19 protein-coding genes and 1 tRNA gene are annotated in these 19,503 nt (G+C 63.5%); 3 read left to right on the forward strand and 17 right to left on the reverse strand.

Going from position 1 to position 19,503, the window contains the following annotated elements:
- Positions 1–69 precede the first annotated feature (69 nt).
- The 7 genes from rpoB to secE all read right to left on the reverse strand — a co-directional run bounded on the left by rpoB (position 70) and on the right by secE (position 7,927).
- Positions 70–4,212: a DNA-directed RNA polymerase subunit beta gene (gene rpoB, locus K1177_RS07435; RefSeq protein ID WP_224702652.1), complete on the reverse strand. Its 4,143-nt coding sequence runs from the start codon at positions 4,210–4,212 to the stop codon at positions 70–72.
- 348 nt (positions 4,213–4,560) lie between these two features.
- A complete protein-coding gene (gene rplL / locus K1177_RS07440) occupies positions 4,561–4,935 on the reverse strand; it encodes a 50S ribosomal protein L7/L12 (RefSeq protein ID WP_224702653.1) in 375 nt (124 codons plus the stop codon).
- A 66-nt stretch (positions 4,936–5,001) separates the two neighbouring features.
- Positions 5,002–5,523 carry a 50S ribosomal protein L10 gene (gene rplJ, locus K1177_RS07445; RefSeq protein ID WP_224702654.1) on the reverse strand — a complete coding sequence of 174 codons (522 nt, stop codon included), beginning with the start codon at positions 5,521–5,523 and terminating at the stop codon, positions 5,002–5,004.
- Between the two features lie 313 nt (positions 5,524–5,836).
- A complete protein-coding gene (gene rplA, locus K1177_RS07450) occupies positions 5,837–6,529 on the reverse strand; it encodes a 50S ribosomal protein L1 (protein WP_224702655.1) in 693 nt (230 codons plus the stop codon).
- A 3-nt stretch (positions 6,530–6,532) separates the two neighbouring features.
- Positions 6,533–6,961 carry a 50S ribosomal protein L11 gene (rplK, locus tag K1177_RS07455; protein WP_224702656.1) on the reverse strand — a complete coding sequence of 143 codons (429 nt, stop codon included), beginning with the start codon at positions 6,959–6,961 and terminating at the stop codon, positions 6,533–6,535.
- 197 nt (positions 6,962–7,158) lie between these two features.
- Positions 7,159–7,689 carry a transcription termination/antitermination protein NusG gene (nusG, locus tag K1177_RS07460; RefSeq protein ID WP_224702657.1) on the reverse strand — a complete coding sequence of 177 codons (531 nt, stop codon included), beginning with the start codon at positions 7,687–7,689 and terminating at the stop codon, positions 7,159–7,161.
- A 43-nt stretch (positions 7,690–7,732) separates the two neighbouring features.
- Positions 7,733–7,927 (reverse strand): preprotein translocase subunit SecE, encoded by a 195-nt coding sequence (secE, locus tag K1177_RS07465; RefSeq protein WP_224702658.1) that lies wholly within the window; start codon positions 7,925–7,927, stop codon positions 7,733–7,735.
- Positions 7,928–8,207: 280 nt separating this feature from the next.
- On the opposite strand from secE, the gene K1177_RS07470 reads away from it, so the two are divergent.
- Complete coding sequence (locus K1177_RS07470) at positions 8,208–8,489, forward strand: hypothetical protein (RefSeq protein WP_224702659.1); 282 nt, start codon at positions 8,208–8,210, stop codon at positions 8,487–8,489.
- 125 nt (positions 8,490–8,614) lie between these two features.
- Here the strand turns inward: K1177_RS07470 and K1177_RS07475 are convergent.
- Positions 8,615–8,690 (reverse strand) — tRNA-Trp (locus tag K1177_RS07475).
- A 56-nt stretch (positions 8,691–8,746) separates the two neighbouring features.
- On the reverse strand, positions 8,747–9,139 hold the full coding sequence (locus K1177_RS07480) for an MAPEG family protein (protein WP_224702660.1): 393 nt from the start codon (positions 9,137–9,139) through the stop codon (positions 8,747–8,749).
- 201 nt (positions 9,140–9,340) lie between these two features.
- Between K1177_RS07480 and K1177_RS07485 the strand changes: the two genes are divergently transcribed.
- Positions 9,341–9,928 (forward strand): HupE/UreJ family protein, encoded by a 588-nt coding sequence (locus tag K1177_RS07485; RefSeq protein ID WP_224702661.1) that lies wholly within the window; start codon positions 9,341–9,343, stop codon positions 9,926–9,928.
- A 105-nt stretch (positions 9,929–10,033) separates the two neighbouring features.
- Here K1177_RS07485 and atzF read toward each other — a convergent pair whose 3' ends face one another.
- Genes atzF through K1177_RS07525 form a run of 8 tightly spaced genes read right to left on the reverse strand, consistent with a single transcriptional unit; the run spans position 10,034 to position 18,257 of the window.
- Positions 10,034–11,827: an allophanate hydrolase gene (gene atzF / locus K1177_RS07490; RefSeq protein ID WP_224702662.1), complete on the reverse strand. Its 1,794-nt coding sequence runs from the start codon at positions 11,825–11,827 to the stop codon at positions 10,034–10,036.
- 34 nt (positions 11,828–11,861) lie between these two features.
- A complete protein-coding gene (locus K1177_RS07495) occupies positions 11,862–12,206 on the reverse strand; it encodes a cupin domain-containing protein (protein WP_224702663.1) in 345 nt (114 codons plus the stop codon).
- The gene (locus tag K1177_RS07500; protein ID WP_224702664.1) at positions 12,196–12,864 is read right to left on the reverse strand and encodes a cysteine hydrolase family protein; all 669 of its coding nucleotides are present in this window, start codon (positions 12,862–12,864) and stop codon (positions 12,196–12,198) included. Before K1177_RS07500 ends, K1177_RS07495 begins: the two co-directional genes overlap by 11 nt.
- A complete protein-coding gene (locus K1177_RS07505; RefSeq protein WP_224702665.1) occupies positions 12,861–14,393 on the reverse strand; it encodes an ABC transporter ATP-binding protein in 1,533 nt (510 codons plus the stop codon). The genes K1177_RS07500 and K1177_RS07505 overlap by 4 nt, the downstream gene beginning before the upstream one ends.
- Positions 14,390–15,067, reverse strand: coding sequence for a biuret amidohydrolase (gene biuH / locus K1177_RS07510; RefSeq protein WP_224702666.1), 678 nt, complete (start codon positions 15,065–15,067; stop codon positions 14,390–14,392). The genes K1177_RS07505 and biuH overlap by 4 nt, the downstream gene beginning before the upstream one ends.
- Before the next feature lie 10 nt (positions 15,068–15,077).
- Complete coding sequence (locus K1177_RS07515) at positions 15,078–16,004, reverse strand: ABC transporter permease (protein ID WP_224702667.1); 927 nt, start codon at positions 16,002–16,004, stop codon at positions 15,078–15,080.
- Positions 16,001–17,125 carry an ABC transporter permease gene (locus tag K1177_RS07520; RefSeq protein WP_224702668.1) on the reverse strand — a complete coding sequence of 375 codons (1,125 nt, stop codon included), beginning with the start codon at positions 17,123–17,125 and terminating at the stop codon, positions 16,001–16,003. Before K1177_RS07520 ends, K1177_RS07515 begins: the two co-directional genes overlap by 4 nt.
- Before the next feature lie 4 nt (positions 17,126–17,129).
- A complete protein-coding gene (locus K1177_RS07525) occupies positions 17,130–18,257 on the reverse strand; it encodes a BMP family ABC transporter substrate-binding protein (RefSeq protein WP_224702669.1) in 1,128 nt (375 codons plus the stop codon).
- Between the two features lie 191 nt (positions 18,258–18,448).
- Here K1177_RS07525 and K1177_RS07530 point away from each other — a divergent pair, with 191 nt between their 5' ends.
- Complete coding sequence (locus K1177_RS07530; RefSeq protein WP_224702670.1) at positions 18,449–19,357, forward strand: LysR family transcriptional regulator; 909 nt, start codon at positions 18,449–18,451, stop codon at positions 19,355–19,357.
- Positions 19,358–19,503 lie beyond the last annotated feature (146 nt).

The raw sequence follows: 19,503 nt of genomic DNA on the forward strand, positions 1-19,503 counted from the left end.
CCTCTTTCCCTCGGGAGGGGCCACCAGGCCCGCTCCCTCAGGAAGTGAATGGGGGTAGGAAGTGCCGGATTATTCCGCCGCTTCCTGAGGAGGTGCGAGCTCCGCTTCGGCCTGATCGGTGCCGTCGCCCAGGTCGCGCATGTCGAGTTCGACATTGAGACCGAGCGAGCGGATTTCCTTGACCAGAACGTTGAAGCTCTCGGGGATACCCGCTTCGAACGTGTCGTCGCCGCGAACGATGGCTTCGTAAACCTTGGTACGGCCGGCAACGTCGTCCGACTTGATGGTGAGCATTTCCTGGAGCGTATAAGCCGCGCCATAGGCTTCCAGAGCCCACACTTCCATCTCGCCGAAGCGCTGACCGCCGAACTGGGCCTTGCCGCCCAGCGGCTGCTGGGTGACCAGGGAGTACGGACCGATCGAACGGGCGTGGATCTTGTTGTCCACCAGGTGGTCGAGCTTGAGCATATAGATATAGCCCACGGTCACCTGACGATCGAACTGCTCACCCGTACGGCCGTCGAACACCGTCGACTGACCCGAGGCCTTCAGCCCTGCCCGCTCCAGCATCACCACGATGTCGGCTTCCTTGGCGCCGTCGAACACCGGCGTCGCGATCGAGACACCCTTGGACAGGTGCTCGCCCAGACGCACAAGGCCGTCGTCGTCGAGGTCGGTGATAGCTTCATCACCAGCAAACAGGTCCTGGATTTCCAGGCGCAGGGGCTTCAGATCGCCATTGCGCTGGTAGGCACGGACCATCTCGTCGATCTTCTTGCCCATGCCGGCGCAAGCCCAGCCCAGGTGCGTCTCGAGGATCTGGCCCACGTTCATGCGCGAGGGCACGCCCAGCGGGTTCAGCACGATGTCGACCGACGTACCATCTTCCAGATACGGCATGTCTTCCACGGGCACGATGCGCGACACCACGCCCTTGTTGCCGTGACGGCCGGCCATCTTGTCGCCCGGCTGGATCTTGCGCTTGGTGGCGATGAAGACCTTGACCATCTTCATCACGCCCGGCGGCAGTTCGTCACCGCGCTGCAGCTTGTCGACCTTGTCGATGAAGCGCTTCTCGAGCAGACGGCGGCTCTCTTCATACTGGGCATGAAGGGCTTCCATCTCGCTCATCACCTTGTCGTCGTCGACGGCAAACTGCCACCACTTCGACCGGGGCTGAGCCTCGAACATCTGGTCATTGAGCTTGGTGCCGACCACATAGCCCTTCGGGCCAGCCGTCGCCGCCTTCCCGAACAGCATTTCCTTCAGACGCGCATAGACGTTGCGGTCCAGGATCGACTGTTCGTCGTCACGGTCCTTGGCGAGACGCTCGATTTCCTCGCGCTCGATGGCCATGGCGCGCTCGTCCTTGTCGATGCCGTGGCGGTTGAACACGCGCACTTCAACGACAGTACCAGCATCGCCCGGCGGCACGCGCAGGGAGGTGTCACGAACGTCAGAGGCCTTCTCGCCGAAGATGGCGCGGAGGAGCTTTTCTTCCGGCGTCATCGGCGATTCACCCTTGGGGGTGATCTTGCCGACCAGGATGTCGCCCGGGGCGACTTCGGCGCCGATGTGCACGATGCCGGCTTCGTCCAGGTTCTTCAGCGCTTCTTCCGACACGTTCGGAATGTCGCGCGTAATTTCCTCAGGACCGAGCTTTGTATCGCGGGCCATCACTTCATATTCCTCGATATGGATCGAGGTGAAGACGTCCTGCATGGCGATCTTTTCGCTCAGCAGAATGGAGTCTTCGAAGTTGTAGCCGTTCCAGGGCATGAACGCGACGAGCACGTTGCGGCCCAGGGCCAGATCGCCCAGCTCGGTCGAGGGACCATCGGCAATGATGTCGCCCTGGTTGACGTGATCGCCCACCACAACCAGCGGACGCTGGTTGATGCAGGTCGACTGGTTCGACCGCTGGAACTTCATCAGGTTGTAGATGTCCACGCCCGACTTGGACGCATCGGTTTCCTCGGTTGCCCGGATAACGATACGCGTCGCGTCCACCTGGTCCACGATGCCCTTGCGCTTGGCCACGATGGCGGCGCCGGAGTCACGGGCCACCACGGCTTCCATGCCCGTGCCCACGAAGGGCGCATGGGCGCGCAGCAGCGGCACAGCCTGACGCTGCATGTTCGAACCCATCAGGGCGCGGTTGGCGTCGTCGTTTTCCAGGAACGGGATCAGCGAAGCGGCCACCGACACCATCTGCTTGGGGGAAACGTCCATCAGATCGACGTTTTCCTTGGGCGTCAGGCCGTTGTCGCCGGCATGGCGGGCCACGACCAGGTCATCGGCCAGCTCGCCATCCTTGGTGAACTTCACGTTCGCCTGGGCAACGTAGTGCTTGGCTTCTTCCATGGCCGACAGATAGACGACATCGTCGGTCAGCTTGCCATTGACGATCTTGCGGTAAGGGGTCTCGATGAAACCGTACTTGTTGACGCGCGCAAAGGTCGACAGCGAGTTGATCAGACCGATATTCGGGCCTTCCGGCGTCTCGATCGGGCAGATGCGGCCATAGTGGGTCGGATGCACGTCACGGACTTCAAAGCCCGCACGCTCACGGGTGAGACCGCCCGGCCCAAGCGCCGACAGGCGACGCTTGTGGGTGATTTCCGAGAGCGGATTGGTCTGGTCCATGAACTGGCTGAGCTGGCTCGAGCCAAAGAACTCGCGCACAGCGGCGGCAGCCGGCTTGGCGTTGATCAGGTCCTGCGGCATGACGGTGTCGATTTCGACCGAGCTCATACGCTCCTTGATCGCGCGCTCCATGCGGAGCAGGCCAAGGCGGTACGAATTCTCCATCAGTTCGCCCACGGAGCGAACGCGACGGTTGCCGAGGTTGTCGATGTCGTCGATCTCGCCGCGGCCGTCACGCAGGTCCACCAGCGTGCGCACGACTTCCACGATGTCTTCCTTGCGCAGGGTGCGCATGGTGTCGGGAGCGTCGAGCTCGAGGCGCATGTTCATCTTCACGCGGCCAACCGCGCTCAGGTCATAGCGCTCGCTGTCGAAGAACAGCGACTGGAACATGGCTTCGGCGGTGTCCACGGTCGGCGGCTCGCCCGGACGCATCACGCGATAGATGTCGAACAGGGCATCTTCACGGGATTCGTTCTTGTCGATCGCCAGCGTGTTGCGGATATAGGCGCCGATGGTGACGTGATCGATGTCCAGGATCGGCAGCTCGTCGAAGCCAAGATCGATCATCTTGGTCAGCGTCTTCTCGTCGAGCTCGTCACCTGCCTCCATATAGACCTCGCCGGTCTTGAGGTTGATCAGGTCTTCGGCGACATACATGCCATAGAGGTCTTCATTGACCGCCAGCAGGTGCGTCAGGCCGTTTTCGGCCAGCTTCTTGGCCTGGCGGGCCGAGAGCTTCTTGCCGGCTTCATGCACGACGTCGCCAGTCTTGGCGTCGATCAGGTCATGGCTCGGCTTGGCATTCTTCATCTTCTCGGCGTCGTAGGGCTTCTGCCAGCCGGTCGACGTCTTCGAATAGGTCACCGTGTTGTAATAGGTGGCCAGGATTTCTTCGGTATCCATGCCCAGCGCCTTGAGCAGGCTGGTCACGGGGATCTTGCGGCGACGGTCGATACGCGCAAACACCACGTCCTTGGCGTCGAATTCGATATCGAGCCACGAGCCGCGGTAGGGAATGATACGGCCGGCAAACAGCAGCTTGCCCGAGGAATGGGTCTTGCCCTTGTCGTGATCGAAGAACACGCCCGGCGAACGGTGCATCTGGGAAACAATGACGCGCTCGGTGCCATTGACGATGAAGGTGCCGTTGCTCGTCATGAAGGGCATGTCGCCCATGTAGACGTCCTGCTCCTTGATGTCCTTGACCGAACGGGCGCCGGTCTCTTCGTCCACCTCGAACACGATCAGGCGCAGCGTCACCTTGAGCGGGGCAGCGAACGTGATGTCGCGCGCACGGCACTCATCGATGTCGTACTTGGGCTGCTCGAATTCGTACTTCACAAATTCGAGAGAGGCGGTGTTCGAAAAGTCGGTGATCGGAAAGACCGAACGGAACACGGACTGAAGCCCTTCGTCGGGACGGCCACCCTTGGGCTCATCCACGAGAAGAAACTGATCATAGGAGGCCTTCTGGACCTCGATCAGATTGGGCATCTCCGTGACTTCGCGAATGGACCCGAAGGACTTGCGTACCTTGCGGCGGCCGTTGAACGTGGTAGCCATGAAAGCTCCTGTTTCTTGCGATTGTCTCGGAGGCAGATATCCAAAAATCCGACTATCAGCCGTCGGGTCTCGGGATATTTGCCCTTGATAGGCACTAGGTTGGGCTGGTGATGCCTGGGCCCTGCCCCAGCCAAGGACAGGAAAAGCACGAAACGCCAAAACACCCCATGGTCAGCAACCACAGGGCAACGTGGACGTCAGCGTGCCTCAGACATCAAATTCGTCATATATTCCGCAAATTGGCGCCAGGGACCCATCCAATCGGTCCGGCGAATCATGTCCCGCAAAACGAGAATGCGAGATGGCACATAAAGCGCCATCTCGCAAATTTCAAGGCAGAAGTCGAAATTACTTGAATTCGACCTTGGCGCCAGCAGCTTCCAGCTTCTTCTTGATGTCTTCGGCTTCAGCCTTGTTGACACCTTCCTTGATAGCCTTGGGAGCAGCTTCAACCAGAGCCTTGGCTTCGCCCAGGCCCAGGCCGGTGATGCCACGGACTTCCTTGATGACGTTGATCTTGTTGTCGCCGAAGGAGGCGAGGATCACGTCAAATTCGGTCTTTTCTTCAGCAGCGGGGGCAGCAGCGCCACCGCCGGCAGCAGCAACGGCAACCGGAGCGGCGGCGGAAACGCCCCACTTCTCTTCGAGCATCTTGGACAGCTCGGAAGCTTCCAGAACGGTCAGGGCAGACAGGTCGTCTACGATCTTGGCGAGATCAGCCATTTGATAAATCTCTCTTTTTAGGTGTTCAGTTCAAACCAGATGGTCCCTTGAGGGGACCGATGGGGGTTACGCTGCTTCGTTGCTCTTTTCCGAATGGGCGGCCAGCACGCGGGCAATGCCGCCTGCAGGTGCCACGATGACCGAAGCGATACGCGTTGCGGGCTGCTTGAGCATCCCGGCCAGCGTGGCGCGCAGTTCATCCAGCGAGGGCATGGTCGCCAGCGCCTTGACGTTGTTCGCGTCAAGAGCGGTCTTGCCCATGGCGCCACCAAGAACGACGTACTTCGCGTTCTTTTCAGCAAACTTCGCCGCAATCTTGGGCGCAGTCATGGGATCGGCCGCATAAGCGATGACGATCGGCCCGGTCAGGAGGGCCGACATGTCCGCATTGTCGGTTTCTTTAAGAGCAAGCTTGGCAAGACGGTTCTTCGCGACCTTGACCTGGCCACCAGCGGCCTTGATTTCGCGGCGAAGCGATTCAAGGTTGGCGACGGTCAGACCGGCATTCTGCGCGAGGACGATCGATCCAGCACCCGACAGGGCTGACTGAAGCGATGCGACAAGCTCACGCTTTTCCGCTCTTTGCACTGCTAGTCTCCACATTGAGCCCGACGAAAGTCTGTCGGGCCGTTGCCAATTGCTGCCCCCTGGTCTCCAGCGATGGAGGAGAGGAGCAACGGTTACATGCCTGTCAACCGTGCTGCCCAAAGGGCAACTGGCCTGGTTCGAACCAGGAGCACCCCTGCCCTTGCGGGCCGGAAATTCCTGGTTGTCACCCCATCTATGCTGGCATCTTGCGATTTTAAGCCAACCCGAATTGGTTGGCACCTGCAGTCTCGGACAGGACTTAACTCCCCTTGCGGGGAGCTATCCGGGCGGCCGAAGCCGCCCGAAATTCTTTTTAGAGAGCCGAAGCCGGCTCCACATGCACGCCCGGGCCCATGGTCGAGGACACGGCAACGCGCTTGACATAGGTACCCTTGGCGCCAGCGGGCTTGGAACGCTGCACGGCGTCGGTGAACGCCTTGATGTTCTGCAGCAGGGCTTCCTCGGAGAAGGACACCTTGCCAACACCAGCGTGCAGGATACCGGCCTTTTCGACGCGGTATTCCACGGCGCCGCCCTTGGCAGCCTTGACGGCGCCGGCAACGTCGGGGGTAACCGTGCCAACCTTGGGGTTCGGCATCAGGTTGCGCGGGCCCAGGATCTTACCCAGACGACCGACCAGCGGCATCATGTCGGGGGTGGCAATGCAGCGATCGAAATCGATCTTGCCGGCCATGATCTGTTCCATCAGGTCTTCGGCGCCAACGATGTCGGCACCGGCAGCCTTGGCTTCGTCAGCCTTGGCATCCTTGGCGAACACGGCGACGCGAACGGTCTTGCCGGTACCATTGGGCAGGGTGACAACGCCACGGACCATCTGGTCGGCGTGACGGGGGTCAACGCCCAGGTTGATGGCGATCTCGACGGTCTCGTCGAACTTGGCCGAGGCGCGTGCCTTGACCATCTTCACGGCCTCATCAAGCTTGTACAGCTTGTTGCGGTCGATGCCCTCGCGGGCCTTGGCGATCTTCTTACCAACGTGTGCCATCTATCAACCCTCGACCTGAATGCCCATGGAACGGGCAGAGCCGGCAATCATCGACACAGCAGCGTCGACGGAGTCAGCGTTGAGATCCTTCATCTTCTTCTGGGCGATGTCGCGCAGCTGAGCCACGGTGATCGTACCAGCCGATTCCTTGCCCGGCAGCTTGCTGCCCGACTTCAGGTTGACGGCCTTCTTGATGAAGTAGGTGACCGGCGGCTGCTTCATCTCGAAGGTGAAGCTCTTGTCGGCATAGGCGGTGATCACGACCGGAATGGGCGAACCCTTTTCCATTTCCTGCGTGGCCGCATTGAAGGCCTTGCAGAATTCCATGATGTTCAGGCCGCGCTGACCGAGAGCCGGCCCGATCGGCGGGGACGGCGTCGCGGAGCCGGCGGGCACCTGCAGCTTTACGTAGCCAACGATTTTCTTTGCCATAATCGTCCTATCTGTGTTCGTCCGCTGTCACGCGGACCGTTTGACGCTGTGGTCCGAGGTGTATCCGGCTGCCTGGCAGCAGCCGCCCTCTTCCACAGATTTTGCCGCCAGCGAACCGACGGCGTGCCGCCGGATATAGCCGACAGCGATCTGGCGCAAGCCAGAATTGGTGTTGGCGCCCGAAAAGGCGCCCGGGGTCAGACCTTTTCGACCTGACCGTATTCCAGCTCCACCGGGGTGGGACGACCAAAGATCGACACTTCCACCTTGAGGCGGGCGCGCTCTTCGTCGACTTCTTCCACCACGCCATTGAAGCTGGCGAAGGGACCGTCGGACACGCGGACATTCTCGCCCACTTCGAACGACACCGACGGCTTGGGATGCTCGACGCCGTCCTGCACCTGCTGCAGGATCGACATGGCTTCCTTTTCCGAGATCGGCATCGGCTTGTTGTCCGAGCCGAGGAAACCGGTGACCTTGGGCGTATTCTTGATCAGGTGGAACGCCTCGTCGGTCATGTCCATCTTGACCAGCACATAGCCGGGAAAGAACTTGCGTTCAGCGTCGACCTTGCGGCCACGGCGGATCTCGACGACCTTTTCGGTCGGAACGATCACGTCTTCAAACAGATGCTCGAGCTTCTTCTGCGCAACCTTTTGACGGATGTCTTCCGCCACCTTGCGCTCGAAGTTCGAGTAAGCTTGAACGATATACCACCGCATGGCCATTAGGCGCCGCCGCTCCTAGAAAGAGATGTATTCAAGAACCCGACTAGCGGATCGACAGCATCAGCCCGACCAGCCAGGAAATGATCTGGTCTGCAGCCAGGAAGAACAGGCTTGCCGCAGTGACCAGCACGATGACCATGATCGTTGAGATCAGGACTTCGTTCCGGCCCGGCCAGGTGACCTTGGAAACTTCCTGCCGCACTTGCTGCAGAAAAGTGATCGGGTTTGTACGGGCCATTGGCAGATCTACTCTTCGTATTTTTTGGCGCAATACCAAAGGCCGCGCAGGATTCCCGCACGGCTCGAATGTGGCTATCTAGAGAAACTCCGGGCCAAATGCAACACGTCCGCCCAAGAATCTGCCCCCGGCATCACCGGCTTTCCAGTGACCGCGCGCTGGCGCGGCTCCACCGGACGTTAACGACAGTGGGAGAACCACACGAATCACACTTGATTCGCCCGATGCATTGGATTTTATAGACATTACCAGGGAACATAATGGCTGCAGGGGGCGTGCCATGACTGCGTCCGCATCCGACTTTGTCGTGAAAAGCTGCGAAATCCGCCATTTCGGACCGCACCGTGCCATTGCCGGCCGGATTACCGGGCTGGTGCGCGTGCACATCGAGGAAACCTTCCTCGGCAATGTGACGAACTACCACCTGGACCTCAAGGTAAAGGCCGACGTCGGCACCGTCTCGACAGCCGAAGTGCGCACCGCGCTGTTGGCCCACGCGGCCCATCAGCTCAACAAGCTCAAGATCCGCCACACCACCAAGCTGGCTGTCGCAGCGGAGTAGCATGGCCCGACCGCCGCCCGGTCACGCGCTTTCCCGTCCCACGCAGGCCTCGCCACGCAGACGCGTCTCTCAGCGCAGCCACACAGCTGCGCCAAACGATCCATCCATGTCACATGATTTGTGCCTGGCAGGGGCTGGGGGACTCGAACCCACGACCCTCGGTTTTGGAGACCGATGCTCTACCAACTGAGCTAAACCCCTTCAGGCGAGGCCGTGTCTAATGGCAAAATGACCGTTTCGCAAGAGCCTTGCGACGCCTAGGCAAAGATATGGGGAACAAGCGGCGCGGCGAGTGCCAACATGCCCAGCACGGCCACCGAAAAGGCCAGCGAGCGCCAGGGCGACAAGGCCCGTAGATAGCACACCACATGCACGACGCGCCCCACGAGGTAGAGCGCAGCGCCGATCAGCGACAGCCAACCCTGCTCGCCCAGCACGATCGACAGCACAGCCAGCGTCAGAAAGATCGGCAGGGTCTCGTGCAGATTGGCCAGCGCGCGGCGCGAGCGGGCCAGAATGGGCGTGGGCGGCGGCAGGTCGTCGCGCGGCCCCATCTGGGCCTGCGGGCCAACCTGGTCGGTCAGAAATTTGCCCGGGAGAAGGGCCTGGACAAAGACTAGGGCAAGAACGAGCAGAATGATCAATAACATCACGGTTACCTGTCAGTTGGGTCGGCAATGGGTGTGCATACGACCATCGGGCGGGCTCCGCCACCCATTCACACAAGCCATGTCGCGACATGGATTTACAAATTCCCGGCATCGTCCAATAAAGACGGGGCGAGTTTGGGAATCCGCGGCGGGCGCCGACATTTATTCACTCAGGGATCGACCGGTCCCGGAAGGAAGCTGATGCGTTTCGTTCTCTCGCTGGCCCTGGTGCTGCTCACCCCCACAATGGCATTCGCCCACCCTGGTCTTGACCATGTGATGGGCTTTTCGCACGGCCTGGCCCATCCGCTGGGCGGGCTGGACCATCTGCTGGCCATGGTGGCGGTCGGCATTCTCGCCGCGGCCATGGGCGGGCGCGCGCTCTGGGCGGTGCCGCTGAGCTTTCTGGCCATGATGGTGGTCGGCTTCGGCGTGGGCATTGCCGGCACAGGCATGCCGCTGGTCGAGACGGGCATCGCCTTCTCCAGCATTGCCATCGGCGCGGCCGCCACGCTGCGTCGCCCCCTGCCCCAGACCGCCGCCATGGCGCTTGTGGGCGTCTTCGCCCTGTTCCACGGCCACGCCCATGGCGCCGAAATGCCGGCATCGGCTGCGGCGCTGGAATATGCCGCCGGTTTCCTCGTTGCCACGGGCCTGCTGCACCTGGCTGGCATCGCCGGCACGCTGGGCCTGACCCGGCTCGCCGGTCGCCATGCCGCTGGGATCACCCGCCTCGCCGGTGGCCTCGCAGCCCTGGGCGGCGTCGGCATCCTGGCTGGCTGGCTCTAGGCCCTACTATCAAAAGATCAAAGGGGAGACGGGCCTAAGCCCTCTCCCCTTTTTCATGTCCAGAGAAATACGTAACGCCAGCGTAACGCTTGCGTTACGCTGATGTTACGCCTGCTGCGCCAGGAAAGCCCGCCAATCGCCCAGATGAGAGATATCCGTGGCGCCCTCGGCGCCGATGGCCTCGCAGATGAAACCCTTGACGCTGCTGCCATCGGCCAGCACCACCGATCCGATACCGAGCGGTGACGGGATGCCGGCGACAAAGTCTCCGAAAGCGGCGCGGGGCAAGGCCCAGATCTCCATCTTGATGGCGCTGCCGCCCGAAGACACCCGCACCATGCCCGGCCGCTTGGGCGGGCCACCGGCCAGCGCATAGAAGCGATATTCCGGCGCACTCTCGACCGCGCGCAGAAAGCGGCCCTTGCGGCTGGTCAGCTGACCATTGAGCGGCAGGCCGGTCATATGCGCGCCGCAGACGGCGATCTCCATCTCGTCGGCCTCGACGGCAGGCGCCACCGGCGCCGCCTCGGCAAAGGCCCAGGCCGTGGCGCCAAGATTGTGCGGGAAATGCCGCTCCAGCCCTTGGGCCACGGCGGCCACCAGCCCATCGGCGCCCGCCGGGGCCAACAGGGTCACGCTGCCCGGCCGGCCATCGCTGCGCCGCGCCGCTGGCACGGCAATGCCGCACATATCGAGCAGATTGACGAAATTGGTATAGGTGCCCAGCCGCGAATTGGGCCCGATGGGATCGGCCTCGAGATCAGCCACCGAATAGAAGGTCGGAATAGTCGGCACGCAGAGCAGGTCCACCCCAGCCAGCGCCGGCTCGGCCAGGCGCTTGAGCTCGGCCAGGCGATAGATGCCCCGGAAGGCATCGGCGGCGCTGAGCTGTTCGGCCGCCGTGATGATCTTGCGGGTCACCGGGTGGATGGCGTCGGGATTGGTCTTGAGCAGATCATCGATCACCGTATAGCGCTCGGCCACCCAGGCGCCCTCATAGAGCATGCGGGCGACGGCATAGAGCGGGGCAAAATCGATCTCGACGATCTCGGCCCCCAATTGCCGCAGCGCATCGACACTGCGCGCAAAGGAGTCTGCCTGCACGCGGTCGCCGAAGAACTCGATGCTGCCGGCATCGGGAATACCCACCCGCAGCCGAGCCGGCGCCGCCGTCAGCGCCCGCGTCGGAAAGCGCCGCGCATAGGCATCGGCGGCGTCATAGGCGTTGGCCACGGAGAACACCGCATAGGCATCGGCCACGGTCAGCGCGAAGATCGAGATGGTATCGAGCGTCCGGCACGCCGGCACCACGCCCGAGGCCGAAAGCGTGCCCAGCGTCGGCTTCAGTCCCACGATATTGTTGAGCGCCGCCGGCACACGGCCCGAGCCCGCCGTGTCGGTGCCGAGCGAAAACGTCACCAGCCCATGGCCCACGGCCACGCCCGACCCGCCCGACGAACCGCCCGGCACGATGGCCGGGTCGATGGAATTGCGCGGCACGCCATAGGGCGAACGCACGCCGACCAGGCCGGTGGCGAACTGGTCGAGATTGGTCTTGCCGATCAAAAGCGCGCCGGCCGCCCGCAATTGCGCGACGACAAAGGCATCCTCGGCGGCGACATATTCATAGGCCGGACAGGCCGCCGTGGTCGGCTTGCCAGCGGCGTCGATATTGTCCTTGATGACATAGGGCACGCCCCAGAGCGGCCGCGTGGGATCATAGGCGCCCAGTGCATCGGCCGCCGCCAACACCTCGGCCTTGTCCAGCAGATGGATGAAGATGGCCGGATCGGCGACAGCGGCTATGCCGGCGAACACCTGTTCGACAATCTCGCGGGGCGATGTCCCCGCCGCATAGGCGGCACGCAGGCTGGGCAGCGTCAGGGCAATGGCAGACATAGGCAAAGTCCTTGCAGTTCAGAAGGTCATACAGTCAGGAAGTCAGCATCCGGACCGGCTTGGCCCAGATGATCAGCACGACGCAGCCCTGCGCCGAGGCGACGGCATGGGATGTGTCGGTGGGGTTGATGACCAGCGCGCCCGCGCCATAGCTGCCGGCATCATCGCTCTGGCCGCCATCGAGCACGAGGATCGTCTCGATGCCCTGGTGCAGGTGGCGCGGCACGCTGGCGCCCTTGGCATAGCGCAGCAGGGCCACCGCCCCGCCCTCGCCCTCATCATGCAGGCGGCAGATCTCGACCCCGGGATGGAAAGGCTCGAAGGGCAAGTCCCGCCAGGCGCCGGCCAGAAAGCCGGGATGGGTAATGCTAGGCGCCATGCAGGGCACTCACAATCTCGTCGGTGGTCGCCAGCCAGCCGACAATGCCACCCTGCGCCGCGATCATCTCCAGCGTCGCCCGCTTGAAGGCGGGGAAATAGCTTTCGGTGGCATCGGTCGCCAGCACGCACTCAAAGCCCCGGTCATTGGCCTCGCGCATGCTGGTCTGCACGCAGACCTCCGTGGTGACCCCGGCAAACACCAGCTGGCGAATATCGCGATCGGCGAGGATTGTGCCCAGCTCGGTGGCGTAGAAGGCCCCCTTGCCCGGCTTGTCGATGACGATCTCGCCGGCAATCGGCGCCAGCTCCGGCACGATGTCGGCGCCGGGCTCCCCGGCCACCAGAATGCGGCCCATCGGACCGGCATCGCCGATGCGCAGCGCCGGATTGCCCCGGTTGCGCTTGGCCGGCGGACAATCGGACAGGTCCGGAGCGTGGCATTCGCGCGTGTGGATCACGGTGACACCCGCCGCGCGGAACCCGGCAATCAGTCGGCCGACCGTGGGGATGATCGCCTGCAGCAGGGTGACATCATTGCCGAGACTCGCGCCAAAGCCACCCGGCTCGACGAAATCGCGCTGCATGTCGATGACGATCAGCGCCGTGCGTGCCGGATCGATGTCGATGGCAAAGGGACGTGCGGAAAGTAGGCTCATGCGTGCCCCGCCATGTGTTGGCCGATTTCGCCAATGTCGGCGGCGCCGATGGGCGTCTCGAAGGCAATGCGTCCTTCCGACATCACCAGCACCCGGTCCGATAGTTCAAGGATTTCATCGAGATCCTCGCTGATCAGTAACACTGCCGTTCCCGAATTGCGCGCGGCCATGATGCGGGCCCGGATTTCGGCCACCGCCGAAAAATCCAGCCCGAAGCAGGGGTTGGAAATCACCAGCAGATCCACCTGCCCCGTCAGCTCGCGCGCCAGCACGGCGCGCTGCACATTGCCGCCCGACAGCGCGGCAATCGGGCTGTCGATCGAGGTGGTCTTGACGTTGTAGGCGGCGACCAGGTCGCGCGCCTTGGCGCGCATGGCGCCGGTGTCGAGCCAGAAGCGCGGCTTGCCCTGCCCGTCCTCGTCAAAATCGCGAAAAGCCATGTTCTGCGCCACGCTCATGCGCGGGGCACAGGCATTGTGCAGCGGCTCCTCGGGCAGATAGCGCACATTGGCCGCACGCGCCTGGGTGCGGCTGGCGTCATAGGGCTGGCCTTTGACTGCGATCGCGCCGGCCTGATAGGGCCGCTGGCCGGCCAAAAGCTCCATCAGCTCGGTCTGGCCATTGCCCGACACCCCGGCCACGCCGACGATCTCGCCGGCACGGACGTCGAGACTGTCGAGGCTGATCTGCTTGAGCCCGGAGCGGTCCACCGCCTGCACGCCGCGCAGGCTGAGCACGGCGTCGCCCGGCACGCCGCTGCGCGCAGCCTTCTGCGACAGCGTCTTTTCGCCGATCATTAGCGCCGCCATATCGGCATGGCTCAGGTCAGAAACCTTGCCGCCGCCAACATAGCGGCCCCGCCGCAGCACCGAGACCTCGTCGGCATAGGCGGTCACTTCGCGGAACTTGTGGGTGATCATCAGCACGGTCAGTCCGGCCTGGACGGTCATCTGCCGCACCATGCCGAGCAATTCGTCGGCTTCCGCTGGCGTCAGCACCGAGGTGGGTTCGTCCAGGATCAGGAACTTGCGCCCGAGATAGAGTTGCTTGAGCAGTTCGAGCTTCTGCTTTTCGCCCGCCGACAGCCGGCTGACCGGCACATCGAGCGGCACGGCAAACGGCATGGTGGCCATGAAGTCGGCCAGCGCGCCGCGCTCATCGGCCCAGTCGATCACCGCCGGCACGTCAGGCCGGTTGATGACGAGATTTTCCGCCCCCGTCAGCGACGGCACCAGGGTAAAATGCTGATAGACCATGCCCAGCCCATGGGCATGGGCAGCACGGGGATCGTCAATGCTGACCTCGCGGTCGCCGACGATGAGCTGGCCCGATGTCGGGTGGTAAAAGCCCATCATGCATTTGACCAGCGTCGATTTGCCGGCGCCATTCTCGCCCAGCAGGGCATGGAATGTGCCGGGGCGTACTTGAATCGATACGTTATCGAGGGCGACGAAGGCCCCGAATTTCATCGTCATTCCGACAGTCTCGACGCCGATGGGCGCCGAATCCGGCTGATCGAGGGCACTCATCTCAGGGCCTCGATGACGGCGGCGCTATTGCTCACCGAGCCGAAGACGCCGCCCTGCATCTTGACCATATGGATGGCCGCCGCGTGATTGCCCGGATCGGTGGCGCCGCAGCAATCCTCGACCAGCACGCATTCATAGCCGCGATCATTGGCCTCGCGCATGGTGGTGTGGACGCACACATCGGTGGTGATGCCGGTGAGCAGCAGGTTCTCGATGCCGCAGTTGCGCAGCAGCAGATCAAGGTCGGTCGCGTAAAAACTGCCCTTGCCCGGTTTGTCGATGATGGCTTCGCCAGGCAGCGGCGCCAGCTCGTCGATGATCTCCCAGCCCGGCTCGCCGCGGATCAGGATCTTGCCGCAGGGACCGGGGTCGCCGATCCCCGCCCCCATCTGGCGCGAGCGCCAGCGCTTGTTGGCCGGCAGGTCGGCCAGATCAGGCCGATGCCCCTCGCGGGTGTGGATGATGTGGAAGCCCTTTTCGCGCATCACCGCCAGCAGCGCCTTGATCGGTTCGATCGGCGCGCGGGTGAGGCTCAGGTCATAGCCCATGGAGTCGACATAGCCGCCCTCCCCGCAGAAATCGGTCTGCATGTCGATGATCACAAGCGCCGTATTCTCGGGCCGCAGATCGCCATTATAGGGCCAGTTATAGGGGTCTGCCGCGATGGTGGGCATGGTGCCGCTCCTATTTGGTAATGCTGAGTTCGCCCGGCGCGCCGGAAATGGCCTGGGTGGGAGAACTGGTTGCCACCAGCAGCCCCAGCGTCAGCACATAGGGCGCCGCGAAAAAGAGGTAATAGCCTTCCGAAACGCCGACCGACTGCAGGGCCGGCCCCAGCGCCCCGGCGCCGCCGAACAGCAGCGCGGCCCACAGGCAATTGATCGGATTCCAGCGGGCAAAGATCACCAGCGCCACGGCCATCAGGCCCTGACCGGAGGAAATGCCCTCGTTCCAGCTGCCGGGATAATAGAGCGAGAGATAAGCCCCGCCGATGCCCGCCAGCGCGCCACCAGCGGCGGTCGACCACAGCCGCACCCAATTGGGATCAAGCCCCATGGCCCGCGCCGCATCGGTGCTGTCGCCGACCACCCGCACGATCAGCCCGACGCGCGTCGCCTTGAACATCCAGGCCATGGCAAAGGCCAGGATCGCGCCGATCACGAACAGCACATTGACGCGCAGCGCCGCCTCGAGCTGGGGAATATCAGTCCACCAGCCCAAAGGAATGGCCGGCAGGTCCGGCGCCACGGGCTGGATATAGGGCTTGCCGAAAAAGAACGCGATGCCGGTTCCGAACAGCATCAGCGCAATGCCCACGGCGATGTCATTGACCTTGGGCAGGCTGCACAGCCAGCCATGCAGCAGGCCAAAGAGCATGCCGGCCAGGGCGGCTGCGGCCACCCCGGCCCAGGGCGAACCGGTATGGAAGGCCACGGCATAGCCAGCCATGGCGCCGAACACCAGCGTGCCCTCGAGGCCCAGATTGATGCGGCCAGACCGCTCGGTCAGGCATTCGCCCAGGCTGACGAAGATAAAGGGGGTGGAGACGCGGATCGCGCCGCCAATGATGGCGATGGGCACGCCCCACCAGCCGATGTCGAGGCCGTTCATGCGCGCACCCATGTTTCTGGTTTGAACAGGCGGAAGCGGCCCACCAGCGTCTCGCTGACGAGGATCGCCACGAACACCAGCCCTTGCAGCACCAGCATGGTGGCATCGGGCAGATCCAGTCGCCGCTGGACGAGACCACTGGAGGCCTCGAAGCCGGCCAGCAGCACCGCCACCGGGATGATGGCCAGGGCGTTGTGGCGGGCGAGGAAGGCGATCAGGATGCCGGTATAGCCATAGCCCGCCGCCAGCGAGCCATTGGCCGAACCGTGCACGGCGCTGACCTCGACCATGCCGGCCAGCCCGGCAAAGCCGCCGGCCAGAGCGGTGAAGCCCAGCACGAGCCGCCCCGTCGGCAGGCCCTGGATCTGCGCCGCCCGCACATTGCCGCCGACGATGCGGGCGGCAAAGCCCCAGGTGGTGCGCTCCATCACGATATAGCTGACGATACAGGCGACCAGGCCGATGCCCAGCCCCCAATGCACCGCCATGCCCGGCATGTCGGCCAGCCGATAGGCTTCCTCCAGCGGGGCGGTGGATGGTTTGTTCAGACTTGCCGGATCGCGGAACACGCTTTCGACGAAATGGTTCATCAGCGCGATGGCGATGTAGGCCATCAAGAGGCTCGATATGGTCTCGTTGACGCCGCGCCGCACGCGCATCCAGCCCACGGCGCCGATCCACAAGGCGCCGGTCAGCGCCCCAGCCACAGCCATCAGGGCAATGCCGCCGATGCCAAGACCCGGAAAGCTGGCGCCGGTGACCCCGGCCGCAACGCCGCCGAGCACAATCGCGCCCTCGCCCCCGATCACCACCAGGCCCAGCCGGGCCGGGATCGCCACGCAGAGTGCGGCCAAGAGCAGCGGCGCTGCCCGCGACAGCGTGTTCTCCCAGGAGAAGGCCGAGCCGAACCCGGCCTGGTACACATAGCCGTAGAATTCGATGGGCGACTTGCCCAGCAGCAGCAGGAAGACGCCGAAGGCCGCGAGGCCCGCAAGCAGCGCCAGCAGCGGCAGGGCCACCGCCTCGCTGCGCCGCATCACGGCCGCCAGGGATGGCCCGGCAGGAGCGGATGCCCCTGCCGTGCTGCTGGAAGACAGGCCCTGTGGAGTGCCCGTGTCCATGGCGTTACGAGATCGACCCGACGACGCCCTCGACGAGATAGTCCATGCTCTCGAGCGCGACATCGTCTTCGGCGAAACTCTGGCCTTCGGTGGCGATCACATTGCCCTTGTTGTCCTTGAGCGGGCCCTTGATGGCGGCAAAGCCGCCCTTCATGATCTCAGCCTGGGTAGCCTCGAACTGGGCGCGCGCCTCGGCCGACACCGCCGGACCCAGCGGGCTCATCTTGATGAAGCCCTGGGCCAGCCCGCCGCGCACGAAATTGGGAATGGTCTCGCCCGCCAGCATGGTGTTGACCATCTCGGTATAGACCTGCGCCCAGTTCCATTCCGCGCCGGTGAGATATTTGTCCGGCGCCAGCGAGGCCTGGCTGGCGTGATAGCCGCACAGGAACATGCCGCGACCGGCGCCGGTTTCCATCACCACCTTGGGGCCATCGACATGGCAGGTGACGACGTCAGCGCCCTGGTCGGCCAGCGCATTGACCGCCTCGGCTTCCTTGACTGCCATCGACCATTCGCCGGTGAAGATCACCTGGCAGGTGATGGTGGGATCAACCGAGCGCGCACCCAGCAGGAACGAGTTGATGTTGAGCAGCACCTGCGGAATGGGCTTGGCCGCGACAAAGCCGATCTTCTTGGTTTTGGTGGCATGGCCGGCGGCAATGCCGTTCAGATACTGGCCCATGCCGATGTAGCCGAAATACGAGCCGACATTCATCGGATGCTTGTCGGCGCTCCACATGCCACCGGCATGCTGGAAGCGGACATCGGGGTATTTCGGCGCCATGGCCAGGATATGGGGGTCGAAATAGCCGAAGGAGGTCGGGAAGATCAGGCTCGCACCATCAAAATTGATCATGCTCTCCATGGTCTTTTGCACATCGACCGTCTCGGGGACGTTTTCTTCCTCGACCAGGGTCACGCCCTCGATGGCCTTGAGCGCCGCGGCGCCTTCGGCATGGGCCTGGTTGTAGCCAAAGTCATCCTTGGCCCCGACATAGATGAAGCCCACCGTGAGCGGCGCGGCGCGTGCGGCCGACAGCGGCAGCAGGCTGCCCGCGGCCGCCAGACCCACCAGGCTTGCGCCCGACTTCAGGAACCCACGGCGATTGAATTGACGGTCATCGATCATTGTCTCTGCCTCCAGCTGGCGGAAAACTGCTGCGTCCACAGATCGGGCGGTGCCCCCAAGGCCCGCGCTTCGACCCGCACTGTTATTCCGAGGCCGACGATTTCAGATGTTAGTGCGCATGTCTGGTGCTATCTTTTGGCTTGAGTGCTGCAAAAAATGCAGCAGTCCAATCCCAGTGCCCGGAGACCGCCATGCGCTACCTGACATCGGCCCGCTATATCGTCGCCGTGGCCAAGGCCGGCTCCATCCGCAAGGCCGCCGAGGCGCTCTCGATCACCTCGACAGCGCTCAACCGGCGCATTCTCGACCTCGAGGAAGAGCTGGGCGCGCCGATCTTCGAGCGCCTGCCGCGCGGCGTGCGCCTCAGCAGCGCCGGGGAAATCCTGATCCACTCCCTCCGCAACCAGCTCAGCGACATGGACCGGGTGCGCTCGCAGATCGCCGACCTCTCCGGCGTTCGCCGCGGCCATGTCTCGATTGCCTGCAGCCAGGCGCTGGTGCCCTATTTCCTGCCCAGCCAGATCGCGCACTATCGCCAGGCCCATCCCAATGTGAGCTTTGGCGTACATGTGCGCGACCGCGAGGCGGCGGAACGGGCGCTGGCCGACCACACCGCCGACATCGCCATCGTCTTCGAGCCCGTGCGCATGGCCGAATTCCACACCATCATCAGCGTGCGCCAGCCCGTGCATGCCGTGATGGCCCGCAACCACCCGCTGGCCGACAAGCAAACCCTCAGGCTGGGTGATTGCCTCAACTACCCCATTGCCCTGCCGACCCTACCCTATGGCGTGCGCAATCTGATGGAGCTGGCCGCCTTGCGCACCGCGCGCGCGCTGACGCCCATGATTGAATCGGACAGCTTCGATTTCCTGCGCCACTACGCTGCCCAGGAACATCTGGTGTCGTTCCAGATCCCCATCGGCCTGTCGCTGGCCAAGACCGGCGGCATGGTGATCTCCACCCCGCTCGACACCCGCGACGTGCCCGCCGGCATTTTGTACATGGGCCAGCTCAAGGGGCGCACCCTGCCCGTCGCCGCCGCCCGCTTCGCCGCGCAGCTCTCCTCGGCTTTTGCCGATGAATACGAGCTGGCCTGACGTCAGCGTCACCGCCATTTGTGCTGGTCTGTCAGTGCATTGCAGCAGTTTGCGGATTCACCGTCTGCTGACTCGATTCCGGGAGTCGAGAATACGATGCTCCCCTGTCTGGTCCGCGCGGCAAGTTTATCCCCCTCCGGCCCGAT

Origin of the sequence: Devosia aquimaris (assembly GCF_020169335.1) — a bacterium.
In the GTDB taxonomy this organism is placed as follows: domain Bacteria; phylum Pseudomonadota; class Alphaproteobacteria; order Rhizobiales; family Devosiaceae; genus Devosia; species Devosia aquimaris.

Coding starts and splice junctions, on each gene's coding strand:
- nusG (WP_224702657.1), bottom strand. CDS start 7,689: ATGGCCATGCGGTGGTATATCGTTCAAGCTTACTCGAACTTCGAGCGC.
- rplL (WP_224702653.1), bottom strand. CDS start 4,935: ATGGCTGATCTCGCCAAGATCGTAGACGACCTGTCTGCCCTGACCGTT.
- K1177_RS07495 (WP_224702663.1), bottom strand. CDS start 12,206: ATGGCGCCTAGCATTACCCATCCCGGCTTTCTGGCCGGCGCCTGGCGG.
- atzF (WP_224702662.1), bottom strand. CDS start 11,827: ATGTCTGCCATTGCCCTGACGCTGCCCAGCCTGCGTGCCGCCTATGCG.
- K1177_RS07520 (WP_224702668.1), bottom strand. CDS start 17,125: ATGGACACGGGCACTCCACAGGGCCTGTCTTCCAGCAGCACGGCAGGG.
- rplA (WP_224702655.1), bottom strand. CDS start 6,529: ATGGCACACGTTGGTAAGAAGATCGCCAAGGCCCGCGAGGGCATCGAC.
- K1177_RS07485 (WP_224702661.1), top strand. CDS start 9,341: ATGCGTTTCGTTCTCTCGCTGGCCCTGGTGCTGCTCACCCCCACAATG.
- K1177_RS07505 (WP_224702665.1), bottom strand. CDS start 14,393: ATGAGTGCCCTCGATCAGCCGGATTCGGCGCCCATCGGCGTCGAGACT.
- rpoB (WP_224702652.1), bottom strand. CDS start 4,212: ATGGCTACCACGTTCAACGGCCGCCGCAAGGTACGCAAGTCCTTCGGG.
- K1177_RS07530 (WP_224702670.1), top strand. CDS start 18,449: ATGCGCTACCTGACATCGGCCCGCTATATCGTCGCCGTGGCCAAGGCC.
- K1177_RS07525 (WP_224702669.1), bottom strand. CDS start 18,257: ATGATCGATGACCGTCAATTCAATCGCCGTGGGTTCCTGAAGTCGGGC.
- biuH (WP_224702666.1), bottom strand. CDS start 15,067: ATGCCCACCATCGCGGCAGACCCCTATAACTGGCCCTATAATGGCGAT.
- secE (WP_224702658.1), bottom strand. CDS start 7,927: ATGGCCCGTACAAACCCGATCACTTTTCTGCAGCAAGTGCGGCAGGAA.
- K1177_RS07515 (WP_224702667.1), bottom strand. CDS start 16,004: ATGAACGGCCTCGACATCGGCTGGTGGGGCGTGCCCATCGCCATCATT.
- K1177_RS07480 (WP_224702660.1), bottom strand. CDS start 9,139: ATGTTATTGATCATTCTGCTCGTTCTTGCCCTAGTCTTTGTCCAGGCC.
- K1177_RS07500 (WP_224702664.1), bottom strand. CDS start 12,864: ATGAGCCTACTTTCCGCACGTCCCTTTGCCATCGACATCGATCCGGCA.
- rplK (WP_224702656.1), bottom strand. CDS start 6,961: ATGGCAAAGAAAATCGTTGGCTACGTAAAGCTGCAGGTGCCCGCCGGC.
- K1177_RS07470 (WP_224702659.1), top strand. CDS start 8,208: ATGACTGCGTCCGCATCCGACTTTGTCGTGAAAAGCTGCGAAATCCGC.